The organism is Idiomarina sp. Sol25 (assembly GCF_033052775.1).
In the GTDB taxonomy this organism is placed as follows: Bacteria; Pseudomonadota; Gammaproteobacteria; order Enterobacterales; family Alteromonadaceae; genus Idiomarina.
Genome location: NZ_JAUPEW010000005.1, coordinates 40,537 through 56,065, shown reverse-complemented (window position 1 = coordinate 56,065; position 15,529 = coordinate 40,537). Strand labels below are relative to the sequence as shown.

General features: G+C 47.7%; 12 protein-coding genes. 10 read left to right on the top strand and 2 right to left on the bottom strand.

The window, feature by feature from the left end:
• From kdpB to Q5L94_RS08760, 5 genes are read left to right on the top strand one after another with little or no spacing between them, the layout of a single operon-like run.
• A complete protein-coding gene (gene kdpB, locus Q5L94_RS08780; protein ID WP_317498064.1) occupies positions 1–2,019 on the top strand; it encodes a potassium-transporting ATPase subunit KdpB in 2,019 nt (672 codons plus the stop codon).
• A gap of 10 nt (positions 2,020–2,029) precedes the next feature.
• Complete coding sequence (gene kdpC, locus Q5L94_RS08775; RefSeq protein WP_317498063.1) at positions 2,030–2,638, top strand: potassium-transporting ATPase subunit KdpC; 609 nt, start codon at positions 2,030–2,032, stop codon at positions 2,636–2,638.
• 10 nt (positions 2,639–2,648) lie between these two features.
• Positions 2,649–3,371 carry a TorF family putative porin gene (locus Q5L94_RS08770; protein ID WP_317498213.1) on the top strand — a complete coding sequence of 241 codons (723 nt, stop codon included), beginning with the start codon at positions 2,649–2,651 and terminating at the stop codon, positions 3,369–3,371.
• A gap of 21 nt (positions 3,372–3,392) precedes the next feature.
• On the top strand, positions 3,393–6,074 hold the full coding sequence (locus tag Q5L94_RS08765; protein ID WP_317498062.1) for a sensor histidine kinase KdpD: 2,682 nt from the start codon (positions 3,393–3,395) through the stop codon (positions 6,072–6,074).
• A gap of 1 nt (position 6,075) precedes the next feature.
• Positions 6,076–6,759, top strand: a complete 684-nt coding sequence (locus Q5L94_RS08760; RefSeq protein ID WP_317498061.1) for a response regulator — start codon at positions 6,076–6,078, stop codon at positions 6,757–6,759.
• Between the two features lie 112 nt (positions 6,760–6,871).
• On the opposite strand, the gene Q5L94_RS08755 is transcribed toward Q5L94_RS08760, so the two are convergent.
• Positions 6,872–7,162 (bottom strand): coiled coil domain-containing protein, encoded by a 291-nt coding sequence (locus Q5L94_RS08755; protein ID WP_317498060.1) that lies wholly within the window; start codon positions 7,160–7,162, stop codon positions 6,872–6,874.
• A 206-nt stretch (positions 7,163–7,368) separates the two neighbouring features.
• Between Q5L94_RS08755 and Q5L94_RS08750 the strand changes: the two genes are divergently transcribed.
• The 4 genes from Q5L94_RS08750 (at position 7,369) to Q5L94_RS08735 (ending at position 11,217) form a co-directional block, all read left to right on the top strand.
• Positions 7,369–9,489, top strand: a complete 2,121-nt coding sequence (locus Q5L94_RS08750) for a methyl-accepting chemotaxis protein (protein WP_317498059.1) — start codon at positions 7,369–7,371, stop codon at positions 9,487–9,489.
• Entirely contained in the window at positions 9,470–10,147 is a 678-nt protein-coding gene (locus Q5L94_RS08745) for a TorF family putative porin (protein WP_317498058.1), read from the top strand. The genes Q5L94_RS08750 and Q5L94_RS08745 overlap by 20 nt, the downstream gene beginning before the upstream one ends.
• 71 nt (positions 10,148–10,218) lie before the next feature.
• A complete protein-coding gene (locus tag Q5L94_RS08740; protein ID WP_317498057.1) occupies positions 10,219–10,674 on the top strand; it encodes a MarR family winged helix-turn-helix transcriptional regulator in 456 nt (151 codons plus the stop codon).
• Positions 10,675–10,797: 123 nt separating this feature from the next.
• Positions 10,798–11,217 (top strand): organic hydroperoxide resistance protein, encoded by a 420-nt coding sequence (locus tag Q5L94_RS08735; protein ID WP_317498056.1) that lies wholly within the window; start codon positions 10,798–10,800, stop codon positions 11,215–11,217.
• Positions 11,218–11,330: 113 nt separating this feature from the next.
• Here the strand turns inward: Q5L94_RS08735 and Q5L94_RS08730 are convergent, their stop codons facing one another.
• Complete coding sequence (locus Q5L94_RS08730) at positions 11,331–12,563, bottom strand: ParB-like protein (protein ID WP_317498055.1); 1,233 nt, start codon at positions 12,561–12,563, stop codon at positions 11,331–11,333.
• A 237-nt stretch (positions 12,564–12,800) separates the two neighbouring features.
• Between Q5L94_RS08730 and Q5L94_RS08725 the strand changes: the two genes are divergently transcribed.
• Positions 12,801–15,518 carry a TonB-dependent receptor gene (locus tag Q5L94_RS08725; protein WP_317498054.1) on the top strand — a complete coding sequence of 906 codons (2,718 nt, stop codon included), beginning with the start codon at positions 12,801–12,803 and terminating at the stop codon, positions 15,516–15,518.
• Positions 15,519–15,529 lie beyond the last annotated feature (11 nt).

Here is a 15,529-nt window from a genome sequence, read left to right as displayed (position 1 = left end):
ATGACTACTCAAGCTAAAACATTGTCGTCCACAGCAATAAAAGGCGCTCTGGTCGACGCACTGAAAAAAATGGCGCCCCGCTATATGGCGAAAAATCCGGTAATGTTTGTGGTTCTTATCGGAACCGTCATTTGTATCGCGACCACAGGCATAAAAATAGCCAGTGGTCTGAGCTTCGGGTTTGAGCTCATCACTTCTTTAATTTTGTTCGTAACACTGTGGTTTGCTAATTTCGCAGAGTCGGTTGCGGAAGCCCGCGGACGAGGCCAGGCGGCAAGTCTCCGCGCAACGAAACAAGCCTTGGTTGCGTTCAAAAAAGAAGGCAGTGAGTTCGTTAAAACCGAAGCCACAGATCTCCGAAAAAATGACGTTGTTCGGGTTCAACAGGACGAATACATTCCTGCCGACGGCGAAATTATTGAAGGTGTTGCTACGGTCAACGAATCGGCAGTAACCGGAGAATCGGCGGCGGTATTGCGCGAAGCAAACACAGACCATTCCGGCGTTATTGGTGGTACCAAGCTTTTGACCGGAGAAGTTCTCATTAAAGTGTCTGACGATCCGGGCAACAGTTTCCTCGACAAAATGATTGGTTTAGTCGAGGGCGCAGAACGCAAGAAAACGCCGAACGAAATAGCGCTGACGGTTCTGCTTGCAGCACTCACTGCGGTCTTTCTTATTGTCGTCATGACGCTGCCCGCACTGGCCTCCTTTGTCGATGTCGAGCTCAACTACATCATGCTCATCGCCTTGTTGGTTTGCTTAATACCAACCACCATCGGTGGTTTGCTTCCGGCTATTGGTATTGCCGGAATGAACCGTGCTTTGACCTCAAATATTATCGCTAAATCCGGTAAGGCTGTTGAGGTAGCGGGTGATATAGATATCTTGTTGCTGGATAAAACCGGAACCATTACCTACGGTGACCGTCAGGCAACTGATTTCATCCCGGCGCAAGGTGTGAGCAAAGACGAACTCATTCAGGCAGCTTATCTGGCGTCGGTTGACGACCCGACTCCTGAAGGCAAATCCATTGTTAAGCTTGCGAAACAAAGCAAAGGGTTAGATGAAAGCTATCCGGAAGGCGCTGAGTTTATTCCTTTTTCGCCAACCACCCGGCTTTCGGGTCTAAAAATCAGCAACGATGAGTTTTTTGTCAAAGGTTCCGGTGACGCTATCCACACCTTCGAGGAAGAAAAGGGTGTGTCCTGGCCAAACAACCTTAATGCTGAAATCGGGAAAGTCGCCAAACAGGGGGCAACTCCGTTAATAGTCGCCGATCAGGATAGAATTCTGGGTGTTATTGCATTGTCCGATGTCATAAAACCCGGTGTTGCAGAACGTTTTGCAAGACTGCGCAAACTTGGTGTAAAAACCGTCATGGTGACTGGTGACAACCATGTAACTGCCGGTGCAATTGCCGCGGAAGCCGGTGTTGATGACTTTATCGCCGAAGCAAAGCCGGAAGATAAGTTAAGCCTTATTCGCGAAGAGCAGGCAAAGGGACACTTGGTCGCCATGGTCGGTGACGGCACCAATGATGCCCCGGCACTGGCACAAGCGGACGTTGGCCTTGCTATGAATTCGGGAACCCAGGCGGCGAAAGAAGCCGGTAACATGGTCGATTTGGACTCCGACCCAACCAAACTGCTGCAAGTAGTTGAAGTGGGTAAACAACTACTGATTACTCGCGGCGCAATGACCACGTTCTCGCTGGCAAACGATGTTGCGAAGTATTTCGCTATCATTCCTGCGGTTTTCGCCAGTGCCCTGCCGTTAATGTCGACACTGGACATTATGAATTTAGGCAGTCCGCAGTCAGCCGTTATCTCAGCATTAATTTTTAACGCTTTGATTATTCCTGCTCTGGTTCCACTGGCTCTGCGCGGCGTTAAGCTGAAAAGTAACAGCGCTGAGAAAATCTTACGCAATAACATGCTGATATTCGGTCTTGGCGGTATTGTTCTGCCATTCATCGCTATCAAACTTATTGACCTAGTCGTCAGTCTGTTCATTTAAGGAGCGAGTCATGACTACATTAAATTCAAGCTCTGCAGGCAGCATCATTACAGGCATTCGCTTTAGCGCCACACTCATTATTGTATGTGGTGTTATCTACACCGGTGCCACAACGCTGGTAGGCGAGCAGTTATTTTCGCATCAGGCCAGCGGCAGCATCATTGAAAAAGACGGCAAGGCTATTGGATCTGAATTCGTCGCACAGGACTTTCAGGCTCCGAATTATTTCTATGCCCGTCCCAGCGCCGCTGGATACGATCCAACCGGAACCGGCGGAAGTAACCTTGCACCTTCTAATCCTGAGTTACGCGATCAGGTAAGAGCTCGCAGCCAGTCCATACAAACTTTAGAAGGTGTGGACGCTAACAAGATACCTCCAGAGCTCCTGGCTGCTTCAGGCGCTGGGCTTGATCCACACATTAGCCCACAAGCAGCAGAGTTTCAGGCTCCGCGCATAGCAAATACTCGCGGTCTGCAACTTAATCAGGTAAAGGCGTTAATTGATGAACACACCGAAGGCAAGCAATTGGGCTTATTCGGTCAACCCCGGGTGAACGTTCTCAAGCTTAATATAGCGCTTGATAACGCATCCATGAAAAACGAAAACACAGAGGATTAGCAACGTGAAAATGATTAAAACCGCACTTTTTTCACTGGTTACCTGCGCGCTGGGCACAAGCTCAGCGTTAGCAAATGATTACAGCGTTTCTTCGAACCTGACATTAACCAGCGATTATGTGTTCCGCGGCGTGTCACAGACCAATGAAGATCCAGCTATTCAAGGTGGCTTTGACCTGGCACTCGAAAATGGTTGGTACGCTGGTGTCTGGGCATCTAATGTCGGCTTTGGTGAAGGCAGTACCGAAGCCGATATCTATGCCGGCTGGAGTCAGTCACTTAACGATGAATGGGCATTGGATTTTGGTGTTATTCGCTACCTTTATCCTAGCGGTAACGGTGTAGGAGCTGAGTTTAACTACAACGAAATTTACACCAACATCACGTTCCGGGACTTTAACTTAAACATAGTCTATTCAGACGACTACTTTGGAACCGGAGTCGACAGCTTTTACTACGTTGCTGGTGACTACGGTTATCAGTTTACGGAGAAATGGTCCGTGAATTTGCATGCCGGTCTGAATCAGTTTGATTCCGAAAATGAACTGACGCAGTTCTTGGGTGCTGCGCCGACAACAGACGATGCATACTGGGACTGGTCAGTGACGTTAAATTACAGCCTGACCGATAGCATCAGCCTGGATTTAGGTTATATTGACACCGATATTGATAAACAGTCCTGCGTCGAGATTTGTGACGGTCGTATGGTCGTTAGCCTGTCATCGTCGTTTTAAATTTTTAAGAAGAGGCCAATAATGGACGACCTGAATCGCGAGCAAAAGGCAGATGCTATTCTACAGCGTGTAGAACAAGAAAATAGTGGACGCCTGACAGTATTTTTGGGTGCGGCACCCGGGGTAGGCAAAACCTATTCCATGCTAGCTGCAGCCAAAGAAAAACAGCAAAGCGGTCGGGACACCATTATTGGCCTGGTTGAAACTCATGGGCGCTCAGACACCCAGCAAATGGCTGATGGTTTTGAGCAACTGCCGCTGACTAAAATTGAGTATCACGGAACTCAGTTGTCAGAATTTAATGTCGATGCCGCTTTGCAACGCAAACCCGACCTGATACTGGTTGACGAACTGGCCCATACCAATGTTCCCGGCAGCCGCAACAAGCGTCGTTATCAGGACATTGAAGAATTACTGAATGCCGGTATAGACGTTTACACTACCGTAAATATTCAGCATATGGCCAGCGTGAACGACCTGGTTTTGCAAATGACCGGCGTTAGAGTGAATGAAACGGTACCCGACCATTTTGTCGATAGTGCCTATGAAATTCGATTTATTGATTTGCCACCGGCGACACTGATTGAACGCCTGCAACAAGGTAAAGTATATTTACCAGAATACGCACGTTCAGCTTTATCATCGTTTTTTTCATCGGCGAACTTAACTGCATTGCGAGAGCTGGCGATGAAAAAAGCGTTGGAACGGGTCGACGCCACGATGTTAAGCGAGCTGGCCGTTAATCAGGAGTCAGGACTTGGCATTTATATGGACAAGTTGCTGGTGCTGGTTAGCGCAAACAGCGACCATCGTTACTTAATTCGGGTTGGCCGACAAATTGCCGAACGCAGACAAATTCCCTGGGCTGTCGCCTGGGTGGATACCGGCAAAACCCGAAGCCCGGAAAAATCCCAGACTATTGAGCTCAACCTTGCGCTGGCAAAAGAGCTGGGCGCACAAACAAAAGTACTAAAGGGAACAAGTACTATTAGCGCTGTCAGCGAATTTATAAAAGATAATGCGGTTTGCACCGTACTGGTAGGCGCCGGACGCAGAAACCGTTTTAACTGGTGGCGAAAACGTCTGTATCACCATTTAATCAATTTAGGGCTCCCCATTGAGGTCACGGTATTCCGGGCCAGATCAACACCGGTTCAGAAAAAGAAAAAGCTAACACCACCAGCAGTTCAGAACTTCTTCGGCAAGTTGAGCGGTTATGTCCATGGCGTCATTGGAGTTGGAATAGCTTCGTTATTAGCCGTTATTCTCGAAAACTTTCTGAATGTCGGTAACCTGGTTTTAGTTTACACGCTGGCGGTTATCTTTGTTGGCCTTACCTCTGGCTCGCGGCCAGCAATGTTTACCGCGATACTCTCGTTTTTAAGCTTCAATTTCCTGCTTACCGAGCCTAAAAATACCTTGATGGTTTATAATCATGACGATGTAACCACGCTCATCTTTCTGACAGTAATAGGGCTTATCTGTGGTCCTGCAGCATCACGCATACGCAGTCAGTTTTTACTGCTAAAACAAGCCAATCATTATGCCGAAACCTTACGCGATTTAGCTCAGGAACTGGCAACTGTCAGCGACGAGACAGGCTTATGGAAACGTCTGAGTAAATTATTAAAGAAATCAACGGAAGTTGATTGCCTTATTGCAGTACCTGACGAAGATTCAGGCTTCAGATTTGTAGAATCGCCTCCCGCCCCTCCTCATAAATTAACCGAGGCAGCTATTCGCTGGAGCTTCAAAAACAAAGCCAGTGCGGGGGTTACAACCGAAACACTGTCGGCAGCTAAAGTGACCACCTATCCGGTGATTGTTGATGACACCGTAGTTGCCGTCGCTGCGGTTCCTATAACGGAGCAAAGCAGTGACATTAACAGCGCCAGCACAAGTTTAGTCCTCGCTATGCTTAATCAGGCTTCCAACGCCTGGCGGCGTATTCATCTGTCTTCCGACTTAGAAAGTGCGCGGGTGAAAACCGAGGTCGAACAACTCCGTTCGGCACTGTTGTCTTCGGTGTCTCATGACCTGAAATCGCCGCTATCGGCTATGATGGGGGCAGCAGAAAGTTTAAAACTGCTACATGACCAACTTCCCGATAAGGACAGAATTGAGCTCATTGAAACCATCATTTCAGAAAGCCAGCGGCTCGATAGTTACATTCAGAACTTACTGGATATGACCCGACTTGGTCACGGCACACTAAAAATTGAGCGCGACTGGGTTTCTGTAGACGACATTATTGGCAGTGCTATTAGGCGATTGAAGCGTTATTGGCCATCAACCAACGTACAAATTGAACGAATGAGTGAACCGCCTCTGCTTTACGTTCATGCAGCATTAGTTGAACAGGCAATTTTTAATATCCTCGAAAATGCGGCTAAATACAGTCCCGATGAATCCCCTATTTTTGTCGAACTGCGTAAAGGCCACACGCAATGTTTAATCGCCATAGAGGACAGGGGCCCCGGCATTCCAGCGGACCAACGCGATAAAATTTTTGATATGTTTTACATTGTTGCTGACGGTGACAAGAAAAAACAAAATACGGGTATGGGACTGGCCATCTGTAAAGGTATGATCGGCGCACATGGCGGCAACGTTGTCGCAACCTCTGCCAGGGATGGTGTAGGTACTCGTTTCGAAATTACATTGCCGTTAGACTACGGGAATAACCAACAGGAAGAGTCGTAACGTGGCAACAAAGATTGTTGTGATTGATGACGAAAAACAAATTCGGCGCATGCTTAAAATCGCTTTGTCGAGTGCCGGCCATGAAGTCACCGAAGCTGAAAACGGTACTGACGGACTAAGTTGCGTTGCCCGCCAGCAACCCGACCTTGTCATTCTGGATTTAGGGCTGCCCGATATTGACGGCAAACAAGTGTTAAAAGAAATTCGGGAATGGTCACCAGTGCCGGTTATTGTTTTATCTGTGCGCAATCAGGATCAGGAAAAAATCATCGCCCTGGACTATGGCGCTCAAGACTACGTGACGAAACCTTTTAGTGTCGAAGAGCTACTGGCCCGGGTTAGAGCTAATTTGCGAGATCACTTACAAGCAGACACCTCACCACTTCTTGAAATAGACGACTTGTCTTTTGATTTGTCACGCCGCATAGTCAAGAAATCGGGACAGCCCGTTGAACTTACACCGAAAGAGTATGCGGTGATCTCCCGCCTGGTAAAACAACCCAATTGTGTGGTTACCCAAAGCCAGCTGTTGAGCGAAATATGGGGACCCAGCCACAAGGAAGACACTCACTACCTTCGCATTGTTATTAGCCACCTACGGCAAAAGTTAGGCGACGACCCAACCGAACCCAAATACTTAAGAACCGAAGCCGGTATAGGCTACCGATTTTGTGTTGAAGGTTAATTTAGGCAACCCTGCCGGTGCTGTCTGGTTTATTGGCATTATTGCCGCGGCAATTGTCGCAGCATTTTTTGCGGGGTGGCTAACAGCCAGCTAGCTGCCACCCCTTTGTCCTTTATTTTTTAAATTGCTGACTGGCCGATTTTAGCGCCGTTGATAAAGACTCTGTCGCCGACTCCAGTCCCTTACTAACGTCAGACCATGCGTCCTTGCTGGATTTCTTAACCTCTTCCAGCTTGGTTTCCGCATCATCTTTTAACGATTCAAGTTCACTTATTTTTTCTTTGTACTTAATTTCAGATTCCGCCTCCGACTGCTTTGCTTTGGCTTTTAAGCGGTCAATCTCAGCTTTCATTTCCTCTATTTTTGCTTCGTGCTTTTTCTCAAATGCGTCTTTGTTTTCCATTTAAACCTCCAAGTTTTTTACCGTTACTTAGTAACTTAATCAAAATAAGCATGGTCAAAAATATCTAGGGGATCAAGCGACATTTTTGATCGAGAGCAAATAAGGCGCTTTAGCACTATTAACAAAAAATAACTTTTTAGCGCATTTTTTGCACTTTATGTCCGATATAGCTATATAACCTTTATATCGAATGTCTGGATACTTTTATGCAAACAGCGTCACTGCGTTTTAAACTTATATTTGGTGCCGCCTGCCTGCTTATACTAAGCATGGGCTCCCTGACACTGTACAGCTGGTACTCAATGAACCAGGCCGGACAAAATGCTATTGAGCAAATTAGTGAGCCTCTGGAAGAGCAAGTAACCGCATCTTTAAATGACACAGCATTGCGCTTTGCCGGCAATACTGAGGCTTTGCTGAACCGTAGCTTCGATATTCCGGCAGGCCTTGCGTCTATCATGCGCCATACTGCCGTAGGCAGTGGGGGAGAGCCTTACACTAGGGATGAAGTACAGTTTTTAACCAGAAATTTGTTGCTCGCCCACCCATCAGTGTCCTCTATATATAACCAATACGAACCCAATGGTTACGACGCACTTGATGACGAATACAGCTCCAGTGAGCCACATACGTCGAATCAGGGTACCCTGGAAATTTACTGGGTATCGGAAGGCGCAGATCAGGCTCGATTTATCGAGACCGAAGACACGTCAGAGAAATATCTTACAAATTTAACTGAACAAGGGTTCCGCGAAGCCGAATGGTACCTTTGTAGCCGTGATAGCTTAAAGCCCTGCCTCATAGAGCCTTATTTATATGAGATCAGCCCCGGCGAAGAAATGCTGTTAACTTCGCTGGTTTACCCTGTTGTTGTTAATAACGAATTTCGCGGTGTTGCGGGTGTAGACATTAATTTACCGGTATTGCAAAAACGTATTCAGCAACAATCCCAGGAGTTTTATCAGGGCAAAGCTAATATGTTTCTGGTCAGCAGCAACGGCTTCGTTGTCGCCAGTAACCAACACCCTGACCGCCTCGGGAAGTCGCTGGAATCTATTAATGCCGACTTAGCTGAGCTTCTCGACAGTCCCGGCCAGTCAGAATTTAACGTCGCCGACAACATAGTGGTTAAACAACCGGTTTATACCGAAGCCTCTGATACCACCTGGTGGATCATTGTCTCCGTCCCCCGCGAATTAGCTTTTGCAACCGTTCACGAACTGTCTGAAAGTCTCGAAGAAGATACAGCCTCAACGGTCTGGGGCTTACTACTAATTGCAGCATTACTATTGGCCGTGTTTGTTACTCTGGTCTTTTTCTGGGTCAGCGCATCGACTCGCCCACTAAATAACCTGAGTATGCTAATGAAGGAGTTAGCCGGTGCAGAGGGTGACCTTACCCGACAGCTAGAACGAACCTCGCACAGTGAATTAAACGACTTGGCCGACGGATTTAACTTATTTACTGCCAAACTTCGCGATTTAGTCCGCGCTTTAAAACAAGTTGCCGAAAACGTCGCGATGGAAAGCCGTCATATGCTAGACAGCTCGAAACAGGCATCCAGTGCTACCGAAATACAGGCCGACCAGGTACAGCAAGTGGCTACCGCCATGAATGAAATGACCGCAACAGCGAATCAGGTTGCATCATTAGCCAGTGACACGGCACAAGGCGCTGAAGAGTCGAGTAAGTCCTTGACAAGAGCCAATAGTCTGGTCAACCAAACCCTAAAAGCCTTCCAGCAAGTGGCTGAAGAATTCGGCCAGGCGCGTCACCAGTTTACCGAAGTTGCTGCCCGCAGTGACGAAGTGACCGGCATTACGCAGACCATTGATGGCATTGCCGAACAAACAAACCTGCTGGCATTAAATGCCGCTATTGAAGCCGCGCGGGCGGGCGACCAGGGTCGTGGCTTTGCCGTGGTCGCCGATGAGGTGAGGACTCTGGCACAGCGTACCCGCCAGTCAACCGAAGAAATTAACGGCTTGATTCAGGGTCTGCAAAAACAGGTTCAGGCAAGTGTTCAGCAAATGGAAAGCAGTGCCGTAAAAGTGACACAGACACTTGAAGGCGCACAGCAAGCCTCTGAGCAGCTCAATTCAGCCACCGAACAAGTACAGTCAATTAATGACAATGCGTTCCAGGTAGCTTCAGCCGCCGAAGAGCAGAATCAAGTAAGTGAAGAAATCAGTCGAAACATCAGCGCTATCAGTGACGCTACGCACGATTTAGAAAAACTGTCGGGCCAGATTACTCAGATTAGCAGTGCGCTGGATAACGCCTCAGGCGAAATGGAGGAGCAACTCAATGCACTTAAAAGCGATTAATACAGCCCTGTTTTTCGGTTTACTCGTCAGCGGGACCTCACAGGCATCCTGGGACTTAACCGCAACGGCAACCAGCGACTATTTATTTAATGGGGTCACACAAACAAGCGACGACCCGGCGCTACAGTTTATTGCCAATAAAAACTTCGACAACGGCTGGTATGCCGGAGGTTTTGCTTCCAATGTCGATTTTGGAGACGACACCTGGCTGGAGCTGGACGCGTTTGGTGGACGCTACTGGCAAATGAATGATGAGATTGGCGTTGAACTGGGTGCTTTATATTACAGTTATTACGGTGAAGGCAGCGATATAAACTACACAGAAACAACAGCCGCGATTGATGTCAGCGACTTCCGTTTTCAACTTTGGTACGCCTGGGACTACGCCGGTACCGATGCCAAACATCTGGTTGCAGCGGTTTTTTATCAGGTTTACAGCGATGGTGAAAATGGTGTCAATTTAGGTTTTAGTCAGTCGCGCTCTTTGGATTCTGAAGATTTTCAATGGGATACTCGTGACCATTATAACCACGCCTGGATAGCTTATGACAGAAACTGGCAGCAGTGGAACTTCATGGTTTCCTATAATCACACCACTCTAAGTAGTGACTGGGGTGGCGGTAATACCCTGACAGCGAACGTGACTTACACCTTTTAAGTGATGTCACAAATGTTTTGTTTGTAAGCTGACTTTGCGTATCATTGAAACAGACGACAAAGGAGCAACGCATGGCAGACAATAGCAGTAATAAAGCGCTCAGGCTGGATAACCAGCTTTGCTTTGCGTTGTACTCAACCTCGCTAGCAATGAACAAGCTCTACAAACCTCTGCTCTCCAAGCTTGATTTGACCTATCCGCAATACCTTATTTTATTGCTTTTATGGGAGCGCGATGGCGTGACCATTACTGAAATAAGCCGCAAGTTGTTTCAGGAAAAAGGGGCGTTAAGCCCGGTTATTAAGCGGCTGGAGCAACGCGGGTTAATAACCCGCAAGCGCAATATCGACGATGAGCGTCAACTGCATTTATACCTCACCGAACAAGGTCGGCAACTGGAACAGTCTGCCTGCGATGTTCCGGAGCAGGTTTTCTGTGCCACTCAGCTTGAGCCTGATGAGGCCCTTGCCTTAAAACACACCCTTGAATCACTGCGGGCGCAGCTACAAGACAAGCCCGACCGCTAGCCAAATCAAATGTATCGAAAATATCGATAATACTGTTCGGAAAATACTGTTATCGCGATAACCGTTATTGCACTAACATTATACGTGTTAGTTCCCAACACACCAACTAGTAAGGTAATCGTTATGGATATTCTGTACAAAGCAGTAGCAACATCAACCGGCGGACGCGATGGTCAGTCAGAGTCTGACGACGGCCAACTGAAAGTAAAACTGACAACGCCTAAAGAACTGGGTGGCGCAGGCGGAGACGGTACCAATCCTGAGCAATTGTTTGCGGCCGGTTATTCGGCCTGTTTTATCGGCGCACTGAAATTCGCTGCCGGGCAGGAAAAAGTCACACTGCCCAAAGACACTGAAGTTAAAGCCGAAATAGGTATTGGTCAGATTGAAGGCGGGTTTGGTATTGATGCCACGCTGAACATTCATTTACCGGGCATGAGCCAGGACGAAGCGGAATCTCTTGCTGAAAAAGCACACCAAGTTTGTCCGTATTCAAACGCGACGCGTAATAATGTCGACGTGCGCCTGAACGTCACTGTGTAACCGCAGTTAACCATAAAATCATTAAGCATGTGGGTCGACCGACTTAGCGTATCGGCTCACGTCCTTATGGTTTGATATCACCCAAGAGCGATACATTCATAACAGACGCAATACTACGGCACCTGATCATCAACTCCTAGTTGAGTCGCTCTATTCCCTTTGCCCTTATAATTGGTAAACCAGGTCCTGAAAATATCAGTCACGCCCGGAAACTCCGTCTTTAACTGCGTCACTGAAGAAATATGACCAAAAGGCGGTTGCTCTGGTACGACTGCAATAAATTTATTATCGCGCTCATTGTTATCCAGCATGGTCATACGTCCGATGATCCTAACTGGTACCTCAATACCTCTGGGCAAAGCCTCGCCTAGTATCAGCACATCAAGTGGGTCGCCATCTCCGCCGGACTTTTTATCTGACAAAGTGCCGGGAATAGCTCCGTAATTTGCCGGATAACCCAGATAGTCAATGTAGCGAGGTTGTTGAACGTCACCTTCCATTTCCCACTCAAGCATGTCAGTTTGGTGTTTATTGATTTGCCACTTTTGGCGGCTTCCGGCTGGAATTTCAACAATTGCAGGCCATGTCGTTTCATTTTTCGAATAGCCTGAAATATCGATGACAGGCTGGCTGTACTGCGGAATTTCAAGTTGCCCCATAACTTTAGCGGATTCGCCGTTGGGGCCAATGGGTGTCTGACTGGGTATTTCTGCAATAAAATTACCAAGTGCGGCATACCACCTAGCATCATTTAGTGCGGTCCTTGTTTCCGGAGGAGTCGACAAGGCAGTATGCTGACGAAGATAATTTGCCCAGTAAAACTCTAAAAACGGTATCGGGTTCTCAGGTTTTTCCAGGTAATGCCCCCTCAAAAAGTACATTGCACCACGCACTGGGTCATCATCTAGCCTATTACGCCCCACAGTTTCAGGAATTGCCTTATGGGAAATTGGCTGCCCGTTGCTGTCATGAAGCCAGGTCTGATGGGTATCTTTAAGCCACTGCCAGAAGTCGGTTTCGGAGAGGCTGGATTTATCCGCAGTGATCTCTACCGTCACTTGCTGTTCGTCGCCACGGGGGCTGAATTCGACCATAGCACTGAAAGTATGATGGCCATCGGTCAGGTAGTAACGCCCTTCCGGACCCAGTACAGCGGTTTTAAAAGGCTCTTCACTAAGGTCTTTTTGAAAAGCTTTGTCGTCGCGCTTATATTTAGCGATTTTATTAGCGACCTGGTCGTGAGAAATAACGGCTTGAGTTGGGTGCAACTGGCTAATTCTGAGCTTAACTTCCTCTGCATTTGCACTGCTGAATAAGAACCAGACAACAACAAAAAACCTCAACATTTTAAGCTCCCTTTTGCTTTCCTTGGGTTCGAGTATAAAGAACGTTTATGACAAAGCCATTGCACCGTTACCTAGTCGTCACCTTTTTGAAATAAAGGTGTCATTAAAACGCCTTACAATCCGGTGCGAAATATTTGAAGAAAGCATTCCACAATTAAACTCAGGGACTGATATTTTATGCCACTCTTCAGAAGTAATAGAAAAACCTTGTTAAGTTACAGTATTTTAGCTGCCCTAATGGCTCCAGTAAGTTCTGTTGTTTATGCTGCGACAACAGTTGAAGGTCAAGTCACGACATCTGACGGTTCCCCTCTGGCAGGAGTTCGTGTCACTGTCGCCGGAACAGCGCAAAGTGTCTTCACTAACAACCAGGGCCGCTACACACTACAGCAAATTAGCGAAGGTGAGCAGACATTAATATTCGAATATATTGGCCTCCCAAAAAAACAACAAGTTGTACAGAACTCAGACGGCACCCAGCAATTGGATATCCAGCTTGATACCGAAGAAGACATTGAACGCATTCAAGTTACCAGCCAGCGTGATTCAAGTAACCGGGCGTTAAACGACTACCGTGCAGCCGATGCTATCACTAACTTTATCGCCTCTGATGATATGGGTCAGTTTGTTGACCAGAATGTCGCTGAGTCATTGCAACGCTTGCCCGGCACAAGCATTTCCCGTGACCAAGGGGAAGGTCGTTTCGTTAGCGTCCGGGGTATCTCTCCTGGCTTAAATGCTGTGACTATAAATGGCGTAAGAGTCGGAACACCGGAAGACGGTTCGCGGGCAGTAGCCCTTGATGTCATTCCCACTGGTTCAGTTGAAAGCTTGTCCTTAGTAAAAGCTCCAACTGCAGATATGCCCGGCGATGCGATAGGCGGCTCTATCAACATTGAAACACCCTCGCCATTTGACCGTCAGGATAAGCAGGTACGGTATCGTGCGGAAGCTTCCTATAACGACTTAAGCGGCGAAGTGAGCCCGAAAGTGGAATTCAACATCAGCGATCAGTTAAGTGATAAGTTTGGCTATGCTTTTGGCATAAACTATCTTGACCGCAAACTAGAATCTGACAACGTTGAGGCAGAGTACGATGAGGTCGATTTCGGTGACGGCGAAGTATTTTCCATAATCGAACTACAGCAGCGTAAATACTATGTGAACCGCGAGCGCCTCGGTAGCAACCTAAACCTTGAGTATCGCCCGGACAACAACTCCCGTGTTTACTTCAACACTATGTACAGTGAGTTCACCGATAAAGAAACGCGCCAACGCAGCATTTTTAGCTTCGAAGATGGCGACGTAACGGAATTCAACGATACCAGCGCCCGCGTGGACTTACCCGCAGATAGCATGAAGCGCCGCATTCGCTTCCGTACCAAAGAACAAAAGACCATGGCAATGGACATTGGCGGCGAAAACCGGTTTGAAGACTGGACTCTGAATTACCGTGCGGGCTATACCCTAACCGAAGAGCGCGTACTTGACGAAAACGAAGGTCGCTTTGAGTCAACACTGGAAGGTTTGAGCTCTGAGGTGTCTTTTGGTGAAGGGTTACCGTCTTTCCGTATCTTAGAAGGCGACACATTAAGTCAACGCCATTTAGACAACAGCAATTTTGTTTTAGACCGCGCCGTTTTAGAGCCAAAATTAATTGATGATGACGAAGTCAGCTTCGGCCTCGACGCGGAAATACCTTACGCCTTCGGAATCACCTCTCTCACCTTGAAAACCGGTATTGATGTGCGCATGAAAGATAAAGATGCGGACGTTAATGAATATGAGTTCCGTGATGTTCCTGACTACTCTCTCGATAACCTGACCACCGGGTCACCGGAGTACGGGCTAGGTAACCTTGGCGATGGAATAAGCAAGGAAGCTTATCTGGATTACTATTATCAAAACACCGAGCTGTTCTCTGAACGCGACAAGGACGTTGCCGAAAACCGGGCTCTACGCGCCGGAGGTGACTTCACAGCAAGTGAAGATGTCTACGCAGGATACTTGATGGGGACCTTTGATTTAGAACGTACCCGCATAATTCCGGGCGTCCGCGTTGAACAAACGCAATTCGAGGCTGAAGGCACAGAGCTGCTGTTCGACGAACAGGGTGACCTAACCATCGGTTCACGCTTTGCCGACAGCGACTACACTAACGTTTTGCCAAGCATCCATGTTTTACACGACCTTTCCAGCGACATGCGTTTACGTGGAGCCTGGACGAACACTATTGCACGCCCAAGCTTTAATGACATTTCGCCACGTGCCGAAATTAACCGTGACGACATGGAAGCCGAACTTGGCAACCCCGAGCTTGACCCATACGAATCGATGAATTTTGATTTGATGTTCGACTGGTTCTACGCAGAAAGCAGCCTATTCACTCTCGGCGGTTTTTACAAAGACATTGACAACTATATTGTTGATACTGTCAGCAACAACGTAGATGGTTTCACGGGTTTTGAAGTAGAGCAGCCAGCTAACGCGATCAGTGCTTCTGTCAAAGGACTTGAAGCTAGCTGGCAGCACAGCTTTGTTGGCAGTAGCCTGGAAGGCCTGTTAATTGGTGCCAATATAACTCTACTTGATACCGAGCTCGAACTCCTGGAACGCGACGGAGAAAGCTTTTCAATTCCCGAAGCGGCCGACTTATCCGGCAACGCTTTTGTTGGCTACGAAAGCGGTCGGTTTAGTACCCGGTTGAGCCTAAGTCATCGCGATGAGTCGCTGGACGAAGTTGGTGATGATCGCCGTTATGATATCTACACTTCGCCGCACACTCAGCTGGACTTAACAGCCTCTTACCGTCTTTCAAAGAAAGCTGAATTGGTATTTGAAGCAACTAACATCAACGATGAACCGTTAGAGCTTTACCAGGGTTCTCGTGATTACATACTCCAATTCGAAGAATATGGCCCGACCTTTTCTCTCGGTCTCAAAGGCAGCTTCTAAAGCTGGATTAT